This window comes from Klebsiella sp. 7-CIP_Kleb. (assembly GCF_050378655.1).
GTDB classification, from domain to species: Bacteria; Pseudomonadota; Gammaproteobacteria; order Enterobacterales; family Enterobacteriaceae; genus Klebsiella; species Klebsiella quasipneumoniae.
In genome coordinates this window covers 1050359-1064335 of record NZ_JBNRLJ010000001.1, presented here as the reverse complement: position 1 = coordinate 1064335, position 13977 = coordinate 1050359, and the positions used below count along the sequence as shown (strand labels likewise).

The 13977-nt window shown below is 59.1% G+C and carries 14 protein-coding genes, 2 tRNA genes and 1 pseudogene; 11 read left to right on the top strand and 6 right to left on the bottom strand.

Features of this window, described 5'->3' with window-relative positions; all coding sequences use genetic code 11:
* Positions 1-78 precede the first annotated feature (78 nt).
* Positions 79-1035, top strand: coding sequence for a LysR family transcriptional regulator (locus ACQUTI_RS05300; RefSeq protein ID WP_049116300.1), 957 nt, complete (start codon positions 79-81; stop codon positions 1033-1035).
* On the opposite strand, the gene ACQUTI_RS05295 is transcribed toward ACQUTI_RS05300, so the two are convergent.
* On the bottom strand, positions 995-1735 hold the full coding sequence (locus ACQUTI_RS05295; RefSeq protein WP_065696908.1) for a lipoyl protein ligase domain-containing protein: 741 nt from the start codon (positions 1733-1735) through the stop codon (positions 995-997). The genes ACQUTI_RS05300 and ACQUTI_RS05295 overlap by 41 nt on opposite strands.
* Positions 1736-1781: 46 nt before the next feature.
* Positions 1782-3101, bottom strand: coding sequence for a shikimate transporter (shiA, locus tag ACQUTI_RS05290; RefSeq protein ID WP_428923215.1), 1320 nt, complete (start codon positions 3099-3101; stop codon positions 1782-1784).
* A 304-nt stretch (positions 3102-3405) separates the two neighbouring features.
* On the opposite strand from shiA, the gene ACQUTI_RS05285 reads away from it, so the two are divergent.
* Together ACQUTI_RS05285 and ACQUTI_RS05280 are read left to right on the top strand one after the other, a co-directional pair.
* Positions 3406-3903, top strand: a complete 498-nt coding sequence (locus ACQUTI_RS05285; RefSeq protein ID WP_017899688.1) for a molybdopterin-dependent oxidoreductase — start codon at positions 3406-3408, stop codon at positions 3901-3903.
* 10 nt (positions 3904-3913) lie between these two features.
* Positions 3914-5824, top strand: coding sequence for a putative bifunctional diguanylate cyclase/phosphodiesterase (locus tag ACQUTI_RS05280; RefSeq protein ID WP_017899687.1), 1911 nt, complete (start codon positions 3914-3916; stop codon positions 5822-5824).
* On the opposite strand, the pseudogene ACQUTI_RS05275 reads toward ACQUTI_RS05280, so the two are convergent.
* Positions 5795-6049, bottom strand: a pseudogene (locus ACQUTI_RS05275) (hypothetical protein). The gene ACQUTI_RS05280 and the pseudogene ACQUTI_RS05275 sit on opposite strands and share 30 nt — an antisense overlap.
* Between ACQUTI_RS05275 and ACQUTI_RS05270 the strand changes: the two are divergent.
* Together ACQUTI_RS05270 and ACQUTI_RS05265 are read left to right on the top strand one after the other, a co-directional pair.
* Positions 6048-6380, top strand: coding sequence for a DUF1971 domain-containing protein (locus ACQUTI_RS05270; protein WP_004203524.1), 333 nt, complete (start codon positions 6048-6050; stop codon positions 6378-6380). The pseudogene ACQUTI_RS05275 and the gene ACQUTI_RS05270 sit on opposite strands and share 2 nt — an antisense overlap.
* A 4-nt stretch (positions 6381-6384) precedes the next feature.
* Entirely contained in the window at positions 6385-6720 is a 336-nt protein-coding gene (locus ACQUTI_RS05265) for a DUF1869 domain-containing protein (protein ID WP_043520610.1), read from the top strand.
* A gap of 5 nt (positions 6721-6725) precedes the next feature.
* Here the strand turns inward: ACQUTI_RS05265 and ACQUTI_RS05260 are convergent, their stop codons facing one another.
* Positions 6726-7640: a LysR substrate-binding domain-containing protein gene (locus ACQUTI_RS05260; protein ID WP_049093796.1), complete on the bottom strand. Its 915-nt coding sequence runs from the start codon at positions 7638-7640 to the stop codon at positions 6726-6728.
* A gap of 131 nt (positions 7641-7771) precedes the next feature.
* Between ACQUTI_RS05260 and ACQUTI_RS05255 the strand changes: the two genes are divergently transcribed.
* From ACQUTI_RS05255 to ACQUTI_RS05245, 3 genes are all read left to right on the top strand, one after another.
* A complete protein-coding gene (locus tag ACQUTI_RS05255; RefSeq protein WP_064183792.1) occupies positions 7772-8347 on the top strand; it encodes a hypothetical protein in 576 nt (191 codons plus the stop codon).
* A gap of 192 nt (positions 8348-8539) precedes the next feature.
* Positions 8540-9376 carry an alpha/beta fold hydrolase gene (locus ACQUTI_RS05250; protein WP_004203515.1) on the top strand — a complete coding sequence of 279 codons (837 nt, stop codon included), beginning with the start codon at positions 8540-8542 and terminating at the stop codon, positions 9374-9376.
* Between the two features lie 205 nt (positions 9377-9581).
* On the top strand, positions 9582-10553 hold the full coding sequence (locus ACQUTI_RS05245; protein ID WP_023318656.1) for a sensor domain-containing diguanylate cyclase: 972 nt from the start codon (positions 9582-9584) through the stop codon (positions 10551-10553).
* Here the strand turns inward: ACQUTI_RS05245 and ACQUTI_RS05240 are convergent.
* Positions 10550-11653 carry an AarF/UbiB family protein gene (locus tag ACQUTI_RS05240; RefSeq protein ID WP_017899683.1) on the bottom strand — a complete coding sequence of 368 codons (1104 nt, stop codon included), beginning with the start codon at positions 11651-11653 and terminating at the stop codon, positions 10550-10552. The genes ACQUTI_RS05245 and ACQUTI_RS05240 overlap by 4 nt on opposite strands.
* Before the next feature lie 281 nt (positions 11654-11934).
* Positions 11935-12010, bottom strand: a tRNA-Asn gene (locus tag ACQUTI_RS05235).
* A gap of 5 nt (positions 12011-12015) precedes the next feature.
* Here ACQUTI_RS05235 and ACQUTI_RS05230 point away from each other — a divergent pair.
* From ACQUTI_RS05230 to ACQUTI_RS05220, 3 genes are all read left to right on the top strand, one after another.
* Positions 12016-12195 carry a DUF5951 family protein gene (locus ACQUTI_RS05230; protein ID WP_219633510.1) on the top strand — a complete coding sequence of 60 codons (180 nt, stop codon included), beginning with the start codon at positions 12016-12018 and terminating at the stop codon, positions 12193-12195.
* An 8-nt stretch (positions 12196-12203) separates the two neighbouring features.
* Complete coding sequence (locus ACQUTI_RS05225; RefSeq protein WP_167878462.1) at positions 12204-13640, top strand: EmmdR/YeeO family multidrug/toxin efflux MATE transporter; 1437 nt, start codon at positions 12204-12206, stop codon at positions 13638-13640.
* 126 nt (positions 13641-13766) lie between these two features.
* Positions 13767-13842 (top strand) — tRNA-Asn (locus ACQUTI_RS05220).
* Positions 13843-13977 lie beyond the last annotated feature (135 nt).

Sequence of the window (13977 nt, the reverse complement as noted above, 5' to 3'; positions counted from 1 at the left end):
ATAAAGATGCTAGCCGATGCCGTCGCGGGCAAAAACCGCTATAGTTGAATACATTGTTTTTACTGGTGAACAATCAACATGAGCGAGAGTCGTCCGGAGAGTTACTGGGCCCATCTCTACTGGCTAACGGTGCTGGAAGAGCAGAAAAGCTATACCCGGGCCGCGGAAAAGCTGGGGATCAGCAAGTCGGCCATCAGCCAGAAAATCAGCGAGCTGGAGCGGGTGACCGGTAAAACACTGGTCCATCGCACCACCCGCAGCGTCAGCCTCAGCGACGACGGGCTGCGGCTGGTGGCGGAGCTCAATGAGCCGTTTGGCCAGCTGCGGGATATTTTCACCGGCGCTTGCGATGAGGGCGGGCCGCTGCGGGGGACGCTGCGCCTGACCGCGCCGGTGGCTTTTTCCCGTCAACAGCTGGTGCCGGCGATCGCGCCCTTTTTGCATCAGCATCCCCAGCTGCATCTGCAGCTGGAGGTGACCGACAGGCTGGTCTCTCTCGGCAGCGAAGGGTTCGACCTCGCCATCCGCCACTGTCGGCGCGAGGCGCTCCCGGACACCCACGTCGCCTGGCCGCTGTGCCACACCGCGACGCTGATCGTCGCGTCCGCCGACTATATCCGCCGCCATGGCCGCCCCGAGACGCCTGACGATCTGCGTCATCACCAGTGCCTGACCTACCCCCGTGGGCCCCAGCGCCCGCAGTGGACGTTTGCCTCCCGCCAGACGCCCGATGAACGGGTGACCATCAACGTGCAGGGGCCGTTCGCCACCAACAACAGCGAGTCGCTGCGCGATGCGGTGCTGGCGGGGTTGGGGGTGGCGCTGCTGCCGGATTTTAGCGCCCGGGAGGCCATCGGCCGCGGGCAGGTGCAGGAGCTGCTGCCGGCGTGGCAGCCGGTGGAAGTGTTCGCCGATCGGCTGTACGTCATCCGGCCCTATGCTCCGCGGGTGTCGCGCGCGGTGGAGACATTCAGCCGCTACCTGAAAGCGACCTTCAGCGAGCCGCGTCCAGCTCCCGCGCCAGCGCCTCGCTGAATCGGGGGAGCAGATGGCGCTCGCCGGGAAGCAACTGCGCCAGGGTGACGGTTTTGTCGGCGCGGTAGACCCGCCCGCTGCCGAGCTGCGCTTCGAAGGCGTTCGCCGCCTGATGCGCCGCGCTAAGGTCGGCGTCAATAAGGATCACCGCATGGGCCAGCACCACATGGCCGCCGCTCGCCGTCAGCGGCCGCCAGTACTGGGCGGTACCGACAATCTTACGCGCCGCCTCTCCCTCCCCGCAGGCGAGGTTATACCGGCCATCGCAAAAGGAACCGCTCACCGCCCGGGGGTGGCTGGCAACGCCGAAGCGCGCGAGGGTGCGCTGAAGCACAGCGCACAGCGAGTGATAGATGGGTTCGGCGGCTTCGCCGAGCGGCTGCTGCACCGGCCAGGCGAGGCTGAGGTTGATAATCCCCGGCCCCTGGGGCACCAGACCGCCCCCGGAGCGGCGGAGCCATACCGGCCAGCCCCGCGCGGCAAAATGCGCGCTGACCGCCGGCAGGTCCGCAAACTGACGATAGCTCCCCGGCACCACGAATCCCTGCGGCGCCTGCCAGAGCTGGGCGACGGCCTCGCCGGCGCCGGCTTTGGCAAACAGCGGTTGTTCCGCCTGGGTGGGGTCCTCGCAAAACTGCAGCGCCAGCGAGGCGGGGGTAAAGCGGCGTGGCCAGCAGTCGGCCAGAGGCAATAAAGACATGCATTTTCCTTACCGGAGGGCGCGGGTCGCGCCCTCCGAAGGCTGGTCAGTCGACGGTATGTTTTTTCATCAGCAGCGCGGTGAGTGCTGACAGCAGGCATCCCGCGGTCAGATAGAGGGCCACGCTGTGCCAGGCTCCCCCGGAGAAGGTGACCAGCGCCGCGGCGATAAACGGCGTAAAGCCGCCGCCGACTACGCTCGCTACCTGGTAGCCGACGCCGGCGCCGCTATAGCGATAGCTGGCGCCGAACAGCTCGGTAAACATCGGCTGCTGGACGCAGACCACCATATCATGAGCGATATTGGCCAGCATCAGGGCGAAGAACAGGATCCAGAAAACGGACTGACTCTCCAGCGCCATAAAGAACGGGAAACCGCTCAGCGTGCCGATTAGCGTCCCGGTAATGTAGATCCGCCGACGGCCAAAACGGTCCGCCAGCCAGGCGAAGCAGGGGATAGTCAGACAGCTGAGGCCGCCCACCAGCAGGCCGATGTTGAGAAACAGCTCACGCGGCAGGCCGAGGTTTTGCGTTGAGTAATTGAGGGCGAAGGCGGTAACGATATACATGGTCAGCAGTTCGCACAACCGCAGGGCAATAATCAGTAAAAACGCCCCGGGATGGCGAAGCAGGGCTTCCACCACCGGCAGCCGCTTTTTCACCTGCGGCGCGTTGGTCTGGCGCTGTTGGGCCTCAAACTCCTGCGATTCGGCCATACCGTTACGGATCCACAGCGCAATCAGGACCAGCGCCACGCTGAACAGGAAGGGTAAGCGCCAGCCCCAGCTGAGAAACTGCTCGTCGGTGGTCAGGCTGCTGATCAGCGATACCAGCCCGGTGGAGAGCAGCAGGCCGACGCCGTAGCCCACCTGCACGCCGCTGCTGTAAAAGGCTTTTTTTCCCTTCGGAGCGTTCTCCACCGAGAGCAGCGCCGCGCCGCCCCATTCGCCGCCGACGGCAAAGCCCTGAACCGCCCGCAGGAATACCAGCAGCACCGGCGCCCACCAGCCGATCTGGCTGAACGACGGGAGCAGGCCGATGCAGGCGGTGGCGATACCCATCATCCAGACGGTCATCATCAGCATCCGCTTGCGCCCGAGACGGTCGCCGAAGTGGCCAAAGATAATCCCGCCCAGCGGGCGAAAAAGAAACCCGACGCCGAAGGTGGCAAATGCGGCAAGGGTGCCCATCGCCGGGCTGATTTGCGGGAAAAATTCGCGGTTGAACACCAGCGCGGCGGTAATGCCATAGAGAAGAAAATCGTACCAGTCGACCACGGCGCCGGCAAAGCTGCCCCATGCCGCCCGCCGGGCCCGATGCAGCGAATCCGGCGCCTCGTCGGGCTGCACGCTTATTGTTGAATCCATACCCTGTCCTGTCAGTCACATATTCGTTGTTATTGGAATGAGACGCTTTTCGCGTAGCGTCTGCTCTGAGACTACCGCGCGGCGGCCGTGGAGGAAAGTAGTTTGCCTGCTAAGCGGAGAACTGGTGCAAAAATAAGCGGCCGGAAAGGCGGGCGAAATCACACCCTTTACTAAACATTCTGGCAATTTGCCAGCCAGCTTATACTTTTAATTAAATCAACGGATAACAAAGAGGAGCACCTTTTAAGAATTGACGTAAATGGTTTACACTTAACATGTCTCCTTCTCTGGAATGGTGAGTTAAATGCGTCTACTTCTTGCAGTTTTATTTTGTTCTGTCATGTTGCCTTCTGCTTATGCTGAAAAACTGCCTGCGCCGACAGGAAAACCTGTACTGACCATTTCCGGGAAAATCGGGAATACGAACGTCGGTGACAAGGCGGTTTTTGATCTCGCGATGCTGGAAAAACTGGGTATGAAGACGGTGGAAACCACCACCCCCTGGTACACCGGGAAGGTCCGTTTTGATGGCATTCCCCTTAATAAACTCATGGATTTAGTCGGCGCTAAAGGCCAATCCGTCCGCGTGCTGGCGCTCAACGACTACACCACCCTTATCCCGATGGACGATTTTTATAAATTCCCGGTCATTATGGCGTTAAAAATGAACGGCGAATATATGCGCGTTCGGGATAAAGGCCCGTTATTTATCGTCTACCCTTACGACAGCAGTGCTGAATTACAGAACCAGATCTATTATTCCCGATCGGCCTGGCAAGTTTCTAAGATTATTATAGAGTAAGGGTTGGATCTTGAATCGAATACTCACGGCTATTATTTTGTCGTTGTTTATTGTTACTGGATATATTACTTATCTGGTGCATGAGCGACAAAGTGAGTTGCAAAAATTTACCCGCTATACGGACTCGTGGTCAATGTCGCAGATGGTATCGGAATATATGCGACTGGAGTCTCGTCTGGCGGGCATGGCGATTGGGGCCGAAGGGGCGGACCACGATGAGGTGCGCCTGCGCCTCGAGATCATGATGAGCCAGATCGAACTTCTGCAGCAGGGCGATCTGGGTCGCTTTATTAATAAAAGCGAACAGCGGAAGGCGGTGGTCGCCACGCTGATCCGCAATCTTCATTTGCTTGATAAACAAGTTGACACCATGACGCCGGCACAGGTTAAAGCGATCCTGCCGGTGTTAAGCGAGCTGGATGGTCCCCTGACCTCAATGGCGGCCGCCACGCTGACGCAAGATATTAATATCGTTAATATCACCCATGATAAAATTCAGCATCTCTATTATATCTACTCGGTGATCTCCATTTTGCTGATCGCCATGTGTATTACCCTCGGGCTGCTGATGCTGCGGCAGAATAATAATCTGCGGCGCGCCCACGTTCGTATGAAAACCCTGGCCAACGATCTGCAGGTCTCGAAAGAGAAGCTGCAGGTGCAGAACCGTCGTCTGCAGTACGACGCCTACCATGATTCGCTGACCGGTATGCCAAACCGTCTCTCTTTCTGGCAGCGTCTGCAGGAGATCGTCAATCAGGTGCGTCCCTATAACGGATGCGCCGTGGTGATGCTTTTTGACCTCGACAGCTTTAAGGATGTAAACGATACCCTCGGCCATGACGCCGGCGATAAGCTGCTGCAGGATCTGGCCAGCCGCCTCTCTTTTTTCCGTAAAACCTCTGAGACGCTGTATCGCCTCGGCGGCGATGAGTTCGCGATGCTCTCTTACGATCTCACCGAAGAGATGGCCCTCGAGCGGGCCAATGTTATCCGGGAGAAGATCAGCCAGCCCTATCAGATCTACGATGCGCAGATTAATATCGACGCCTGCATCGGGATCGTGATCTCTGATGGCGAAAGCCGGACCGATTATCTGTACAAGTGCGCCGACCTCGCGCTGTATGAGGCGAAAAAAGAGGGCAGCGGCCATGTACAAATCTTCCGGCCGGGGATGCTGCAGCGTCTGCAGGAGAATAAATCGTTTGAAGACGATCTGCTGCAGGCCCTGTCCCATGACGAATTCAAAGTCTACTACCAGCCGATCGCCGATACCGTCACGCGCGAAATCTACGGCTACGAAGCGCTGGTTCGCTGGTTCCATCCGGTGCGCGGCGCCGTGCCGCCGACGGTGTTTATCCCGGTGGCAGAGAAAATCGGCCTTATCAATGCCCTCGGCGAGTGGGTGCTGAAAACCGCCTGTGCCGAAGCGGCCAGCTGGGCGACGCCGCTCAAGGTCTCGGTCAACGTTTCGCCGATTCAGCTGATGAACACCTCGCTGACCGACACCATTATCAGCGTATTGCAGCAGACTGGCCTCGACCCGCGACGGTTGGATCTGGAGATCACCGAGTCGGACGTGTTCAATGAGAACACCCGTTCGCTGGAAATTCTCAGCCAGCTGCGCGAGCAGGGCATTCAAATCTCCATCGATGACTTCGGTACCGGCTATTCTTCGTTGTCACGTTTAAGCTACTTCCCGTTCGACAAAATCAAAATCGACCGCTCGTTTGTTATTAATATTCCGGAGCAAAAAGACGATCTGGATATCGTGCGCCTGATTATCAGCATGGGAAAGAGCCTGCATATGCGTATTGTGGCTGAAGGCGTGGAGACCGAAGAGCAGTTGGCCTCGCTACAGGCGCTGGGCTGCGACCTGGTGCAGGGCTATTTAATCGGCAAACCGAGTCCGCTGCGCTAATTTAAATGTAAACGGCTTAACATAATTATTGCGGGGCGATTTCAGGACACTGTAATCGCCTTTTTTATTTTATCAAAGCGTTAATCCCTGAGGGGTATAAAAAGGAGTAGAGGTAAAATTCACCAGCAAAATAATATCCTTCCCCTTTGAAAGAGGTATATGATATGCATCATATCGATTATTTCTGACCGTATCCTGTGCGACGGTAAAGTGAGGCGCAATCATGCAGCGAATTATTATTCCCACCCATTACGTTCATACCCGCAGCACGCCGCTGTGGACAAAGGAGACCGCGCCGGCTTCTATCTGGCGCCGCCATCTGGACGCTGGCACCCGCCAGGGGGTCTATCCCCGGCTGTCGGTGATGCAGGGGGCGATCCGCTATCTCGGCTATGCCGATGAGAGCAGCCCCGAGCCGGTTGAAACCCTGACCATTGAAGCCGGCCAGTTTGGCGTTTTTCCGCCGGAAAAATGGCACTGCATTGAGGCCCTGTCGGAGGACACGGTATTTAATGTCGACTTCTATGTTGATCCGAATATTCTCATCGAGGGCTAAAAGCATGAACAGTGAAAATAAAGGTTATACCTTAGCGGTAGAGAATGGCCGCCTTCAGCGGAAACAAGAAAAAATATTCCTCAAACCGATGGTATTGTATATTCCGCAGCAGGCGGTGGAGGCCGTTAATGGGCTGCTGAGCGATCTGCCGGACGACAATTTAGAGGGGGAGTTTGTGCTGACGGTCACCAATAACAATAACGGCGTCTCGGTCGATAAAAGCTTTTCCTCGCTGGCGGCGCTGCGCGACCCGCTCACCGCGGCCGATGCGGTGAAGGAGCTGATCAATATCGTCCGCGGCTATGAGTCCGACGAAGAGACCAACGTTTGCGGCTGGTAAGGCCGCTATCCCGCTGCCGGCTGGCCGCTGTCGCCCGAGGCCATCTGCCCCACCAGCCACTCCCGCAGCGCGATAATATCCCCCCGCTGCGCTGCCGCCTCGGTGGTGACCAGGTAGTAACTGGCGCCCGGTAACGCGCTGCTGAATGGCGCGGATAACACTCCGCGCTGCAGCAGATCCCGCGCCAGCAGTTCGCTGGCGATCACCGCCCCCTGGCCAGCCACCGCCGCCTGCAGGGCATGGGTTTCATCGCTAAAAGTTAACCCCGCGTCAATATTCAGCGTCGGCGGTCCATAGCGGCGACGCCAGTTCTCCCAGCTCGGCGAATCCGCCGGTACGTGCCGGTTGGCGACGTGAAATAGCGTCACTTGCGCCAGATCGTCAGGCCGACTGAGGGCCAGCGTCGGGCTGGCGACCACGATAAAGCGATCCTCATGCAGCAGCGTACAGCACAGATCCGGCTCGGGCGTTTCGCGATAGCGAATCGCGGCGTCCACCGTGCCCAGATGCAGATCTACCCGTTCGACGCTGGTGTGCAGACGCAGGTCGATAGCCGGAAAGCGGGCGGTGAAGTCCGCCAGCCGTGGCACCAGCCAGTGGGTGAGAAAATTGGAGGTGGTGGTGACGGTTAAGGATGGCGGCTGGCGGGCCTGGGCTATCTGCACAACGGCCTGCTCCAGGGCGCTGAAGGCGCGCTGGGTGGCGGCGTAGAGGATCTCGCCGTCGGCGGTCAGGCTGACGCCCTGCGCGCTGCGCTCGCAGACCCGGCACTCCAGGACCGATTCCAGCAGTTTAATCTGATGGCTGACCGCCGTCGCGCTGACGCCGAGCGCCCCGGCGGCCAGTTTAAAACTACGCTGGCGGGCGACGGCGTGGAAGGCGCGCAGGGCGCCCAGCGGCGGCAGGCGGGGTGTTCTCATGGCTGAGTTTTTCTCATCTATGGCTGAAAACTATGCGTTTGTGTGTCCCTGTATAGTGGCGATAGGCTACGGGCATGTAAAGACGATGGCATGAGTTATTTTCATGTCGTTTACAGTGTCAGGAGCTGAATATGCACGTTTTACACCACCATGCCGCCGCGGACGCGGCGGGAACCATCGACCCGCGCGGCCGCGCCATCGCTCTCAGCGTGCTCTTCGCCGCCGGGGCCTTGCTGTTAATCATGGCTCCCGTTATCGGGGCGAGCGGCACGCTGGGTCTGCTGGCGCTCCTGATCGCGGCCTTCGGCGCCGGATGGGGATTCGCGCGCGCGCAGCCCAGGCTCTATCGGGCGCCCCTGGCGGCAACGCGCTGGGCTTTCCTGCTGTCGGCGGCCGGCTGGCTGCTGGCGCTGGTGGCGTGGTATGGCGGCCAGGCCTGGCCGGCGCTGCTCCCCGGCGTGACGTTCGGCAGCGCGGGGGCGGCTGTCGCCTGGCGCGTTGCCGCGGGACGGGCGGCACTGTCGGGTAGCCGCATCAGCGGCGCCACGGCGCTGAGCGTGGCTGTCGCCATCGCGGCGACGCTGCTGACCTGGCACACCGCCGGGGCAGGACGCGGCGGTGTGTGCTTTGCCTTCGCCGTGCTGCTGGACTGGGCGCTGCTCGGCGCGCTGATTGTGCGGATCCGCCAGCAGGAGAGTGCGGCGTAGCCGCTGGCGCTTGCTGGGCTTGAGCGAGCCGATCAAGCGAGACGGGATAAGTCGTCCGGCGGGGTGATAAATTTCTTCTACACTGTTACTGGCATCACATTCCTGCGCGGCTGGCATCTCAGCCGGCCGCCGTCGGCATTCAGCCCAGGCACGGGCCTGCAGGCTGGTTATCCTGAGAGAGGAGTCTGTAACATGGCATTTGTCACCACCCAAGACGGCGTCAATATTTACTTCAAAGACTGGGGTCCAAAGGAAGCTCAGCCGATTGTTTTCCATCACGGCTGGCCGTTAAGCGCCGACGACTGGGATAACCAGATGTTGTTTTTCCTTGCCGAAGGTTTTCGGGTCATCGCTATCGACCGCCGGGGCCATGGCCGCTCCGATCAGGTCAGCGAGGGGCATGATATGGACCATTATGCGGCAGACGTCTCGGCGGTAGTGGAGCATCTGGATCTGCACAATGCGGTCCATGTTGGACACTCTACCGGCGGTGGCCAGGTCGCCCGCTACGTGGCCCGCTACGGTCAGCCGCAGGGGCGGGTGGCGAAGGCGGTGCTCATCAGCGCCGTCCCGCCCCTGATGGTTAAGACCGAACAGAATCCTGGCGGCACGCCGATCGAGGTGTTTGACGGTTTCCGCAAAGCGCTGGCGGCTAACCGCGCCCAGTTCTATCTCGACGTCGCCTCTGGCCCGTTCTATGGCTTCAATCGTGACGGGGCGGAGGTGTCGCAGGGGACGATCCAGAACTGGTGGCGACAGGGGATGATCGGTAGCGCCAAAGCCCATTATGAAGGCATCAAGGCGTTTTCAGAAACCGACCAGACCGAAGATCTTAAGTCGATTACGCTGCCGGTGCTGGTTATGCAGGGGGATGACGATCAGGTCGTTCCCTATAAAAATGCCGCTATCCTGCAGGACCAGCTGCTGCCCAACAGCCAGCTGATCATTTATCCTGGCTTCCCGCACGGGATGCACACTTCTCACGCCGATACCATCAACGCCGACCTGCTGGCGTTTATCCGCGCCTGATCTTCCCTTTCGCCGGGCGGAAAGCCGTCAATGGCCTTCCGCCAGCGCCCTGGCCGCCAGTCGCCGGGGCGCGCCGGTTGACGAGCAGGGGAAATCTGCTTAACTCATGGGATACCTGACGACTATTTTTCCCCTGGCAGGATAAAACACCGGGTTTCCAGCGGGAATCCCGGTGGAATTCTGCGCAAGAGACAAGAGAGAGACAATGAAATTAGCCGGACTTCATCCCGACGAGCAGCGTCGCCTTCAATCGCTTCGCTCTTCCGGGCTGTTGAATAGCGGAAAAGAAGAACGCTTTGATCGCCTGACCAGGCTTGCCCGTTCGCTGTATAACCTGCCGGTGGCCTCCATCAGCCTGGTAGGGGAAGATCTGCTGCACATCAAATCCTGTGCCGGTCTGGATGTGGACACGGTGCCGAGAGATATTTCATTTTGCGCCCATACCATTTTGCAAACCGACCCGCTTATCGTTAACGACATGCAGCAGGACGAGCGTTTTCACGACAATCCGCTGGTGATTCAGGCGCCGTTTATCCGCTTTTACGCCGGGTACCCGGTTCAGCTGCCGGATGGCGCGACGGTGGGGTCTTTTTGTCTGATGGACCATCAGCCGCGTTCGTTCTCCGCGCATGAAATACAGATCTTAAGCGATCTGGCGGCGATCGTGGAGGATGAGTTCAAGGTGCTGGATGCGGCAACCTCCGATGAGCTGACGGGACTGTTTAACCGCCGGGGATTCCTCACCCTGGCCGAGTATGCCCTGCTGACGGCCCAGCGCCGCCATGAGCCGGTGAGCCTGGCGTTTGTCGACCTCGATCGCTTTAAGCACATCAACGATACCTGGGGGCATGAAGAGGGCGATCGCGCGCTGATCGCCATCGCCGATTTGATGAAAACCGCCTTCCGTGAATCCGATATCCTCGCCAGGCAGGGAGGCGATGAGTTTATTATTCTGTTCGCCAATACCAGCCGCCACGATGCCGCGGCGGCAATGGAGACGCTCAGCCACAACGTAGCGCGTTTCAATCAACAGGCGGCTCACCCCTGGCAGCTGGCGTTCTCCTGGGGCTGCGTCGAGTACGATCCCGCCAGCCATCCCAGTCTCAACGCGCTGGTGGCCACCGCCGACCGCCTGATGTATCAGGCGAAGCAGAAACAGGGGCGCGAACGCCGTTAATCCTTTGCCGCGGCGGCATTGAGCAGGTACTGCTGCGCCTGCTGCCGCTTCTGCGCATAGTCACCGAGTAGCGCCTGCTGCGATTTCCCAGCGTTGTCGTAAAACAGGCCGCCTTCGTCGGCGATAAAGCGATAATGCTGTTCCAGCTGGCCTATCACCCAGTCGATACGTTGCAGGGTGAGCAAGGTGCAGGACTGGCCATGCAGGTCGTCTTCAATATCCAGCACATGGGAGCGGAAGGCTTCCAGGGCGAACAAGCGGCGCAGCGCGGCAGGGTCAGCCAGCGCCGTCTCCCAGCGCGTCGTTATCTGCTGAAAATGAGCCTGCACCTGCGGGGCTGCCCGCCGGGCGCGAAGCCAGACCAGCTTGCGCCGGTAGCTTTCGACGGCCAGCCGCTTCATCTCGCGATACTGCGCCAGCTGCTGTTCGGCATCGGGCACCCGGGTCATCAGCCAGCTAAAAAAGAAGCGGGTCTCAAAGCGCTCGACAAAGTGAAACAGGGGATCGGCCAGACCGTTGCTGTTGAATTCTTTCAGCGGGTCGAAGGGATACATATAGCCAAAATCGAACAGCCACAGCTGCTCCTCCCGGTCCACCAACAGGTTCCCGCTACAGAGATCCCACTCCATCAGCCCCTGCTCCTCGCAGGCTTCCAGCGTGGTGAACAGCTGGGCGATCAGCGGCGGGGTCAGCTGGTGAATCGGCTCGCCATCGATCCAGGGGGAGAGCAGGATGCCGAGGCGATAGTCGGCATACAGCGTTGGGACGATGTGGGTGAAGCGCGGTGCGGTATTCGGGTCATCCTTCAGCCGTTGCAACGCCTGCCGGCGCTGTACCTCATTCAAAAACGACAGCTGGCCGTTAAGGTTGGCAACGCCGGCGACGGCACGTCGTTTCTTTAAATTATACTCCTTGCCGGCGATGCGCAGCCGGTAAACCTCGCCGGTCAGACCCGAACCGTATACCTGCACCACATAGGGGGAATCCGGACCCAGCGCGGCGAGGGTCTCCGGCGGCAGTGGACAGTGGTTGACGTCGCCGACGATAAGCGGCTGACCGCTGCGGTCAAACGCTTGCTGCTGCTGTTGTCTGAGGTTCATGGCGCCTCCTTATAAGACATGGGACAGAGTGATTCATTCACGCTATCTCACCCGCAAGCGTCAGCAAAATCATCCTACCGCCGGGCGCTTTTTCAGGCTGAGCGGCGGCGTGTTCATGGAGGATACCTGGGGCGTAGGGCGGCGGTAGCGAAAGGCAAGCGTCTGAAACGCATACCTGTCGCCGTTGTCAATGAGGTGCTTGCCGGGCTGGATGCGATTCTGCGTTAAGGCCAGAGACGCAGAAAAGCAAAAAGCCTGCTCGAAAGCAGGCTTCTTAAATGTGGCTCCTCTGACTGGACTCGAACCAGTGACATACGGATTAACAGTCCGCCGTTCTACCGACTGAACTACAGAGGAATCGTGTGGAGTCGTATCTTAGCGGCGAAAAATCTTTTGTCAAACATCAATTCGTCCGTTCAGGTGCAACTGCCGCTTCCATCAACAATTTGTTGTCATTTCCGACAATTATTACGGAAAAATACTTTGCAGGATATCCATTTCTCGATCATCATTTGAAATGTTGTTTCAACATCTCTCACTAAGGTCTCTCTTGAACGTCACCTCCGCCGTACGCCAGGCCGTCGAACGAACATCCTGGTTTAAAAAACGTCAGCGTTATCGTGTGCTGTACTGGCGCGAAATCAGCCCCCTCGCTGTGCCCATTCTGCTGGAAAATGCCTGCGTATTGTTGATGGGGGTGTTGAGCACCTTCCTTGTCAGCTGGCTGGGAAAAGAGGCCATGGCCGGGGTGGGTCTGGCCGATAGCTTTAACATGGTGATCATGTCGTTCTTTGCCGCCATCGATCTGGGTACCACGGTGGTGGTGGCCTTTAGCCTCGGCAAGCGAGATCGGCGGCGAGCGAGAGCGGCCGCGCGCCAGTCGCTGGCCATTATGACCCTGTTTTCCATTGTGCTGGCGGGGGTGATCCACGCCTTTGGTCAGGAAATTATTAATTTTGTCGCCGGCGATGCCACCCCGCAGGTCAAGGACCTGGCGCTGACCTATCTCGAGCTGACGGTGCTGAGCTATCCGGCGGCGGCGGTTGCGCTGATCGGCAGCGGGGCGCTGCGCGGGGCCGGTACCACTAAAATCCCGCTGTTGATCAACGGCGGGATGAACATCCTCAATATCCTAATCAGCAGCGTGCTCATCTATGGCCTCTTCTCCTGGCCGGGGCTGGGCTTTGTCGGCGCCGGTCTCGGGCTGACCATTGCCCGCTATATTGGCGCCATCGCCACTATCTGGGTGCTGATGGTGGGCCTCAATCCCGCGCTGCGGCTGTCGCTGAAAGGCTACTTCAAACCCTTTAACTTCGCCATTATCTGGGAGGTGATGGGGATCGGCATCCCGGCCAGTATCGAATCGGTTCTGTTCAATGGCGGTAAGCTGCTGACCCAGATGTTCGTCGCCGGGATGGGCACCAACGTTATCGCCGGCAACTTCATTGCTTTTTCGGTGGCGTCGCTGATTAACCTGCCGGGCAACGCCCTCGGCTCCGCCTCGACGATCATCACCGGCAAGCGGCTGGGGAAAGGGCAGATTGGTCAGGCGGAATTCCAGGCCTGGCATGTGTTCTGGCTGTCGACCATTATTCTGACGCTGATTGCCTGGGGCAGCGCCCCGTTCGCGGGCTTTATCGCCTCTTTCTATACCCATGAAGAGGATGTAAAAGAGGTGGTGAAGCAGCTGCTGTGGCTCAACGCCCTGTTTATGCCGATCTGGTCGCTGTCGTGGACTTTACCCTGCGCCTTCAAAGGCGCCCGTGACGTACGCTATACCATGTGGGTGTCGATGCTCGGTATGTGGGGCTGTCGGGTGGTGGCGGGCTATACGCTGGGCATCGTGCTGGGGATGGGGGTGATCGGCGTCTGGTTAGGGATGGTGCTCGACTGGGCCGTGCGCGGCGCGCTGTTTTACTTCCGCATGGTGAGCGGTCGCTGGCTGTGGAAGTACCCGCGGGTTAAGGCCTCAACGCCGGAAACCTGATCCATTTGCAGGATAAGCGCCATTTTTTGCGCAAAGTGAGGAATAATTCGGCAAACGATTCATTTTATTAAAAACAGGCTTTACAGCGTCCGGCGTCATCGTTAATATTCGCCCCGTTCACACGATTCCTCTGTAGTTCAGTCGGTAGAACGGCGGACTGTTAATCCGTATGTCACTGGTTCGAGTCCAGTCAGAGGAGCCAAATTTAAAAAAGCCTGCTTTCGAGCAGGCTTTTTGCTTTTCTGTCTGCCTGTTTCCTTGCGGACGAAAACCCGGAGTCACCGCCGGGACGTTTGTTTCGCTCACCCGAGCGCTGACGCTCCCCTGCGGGGAACGC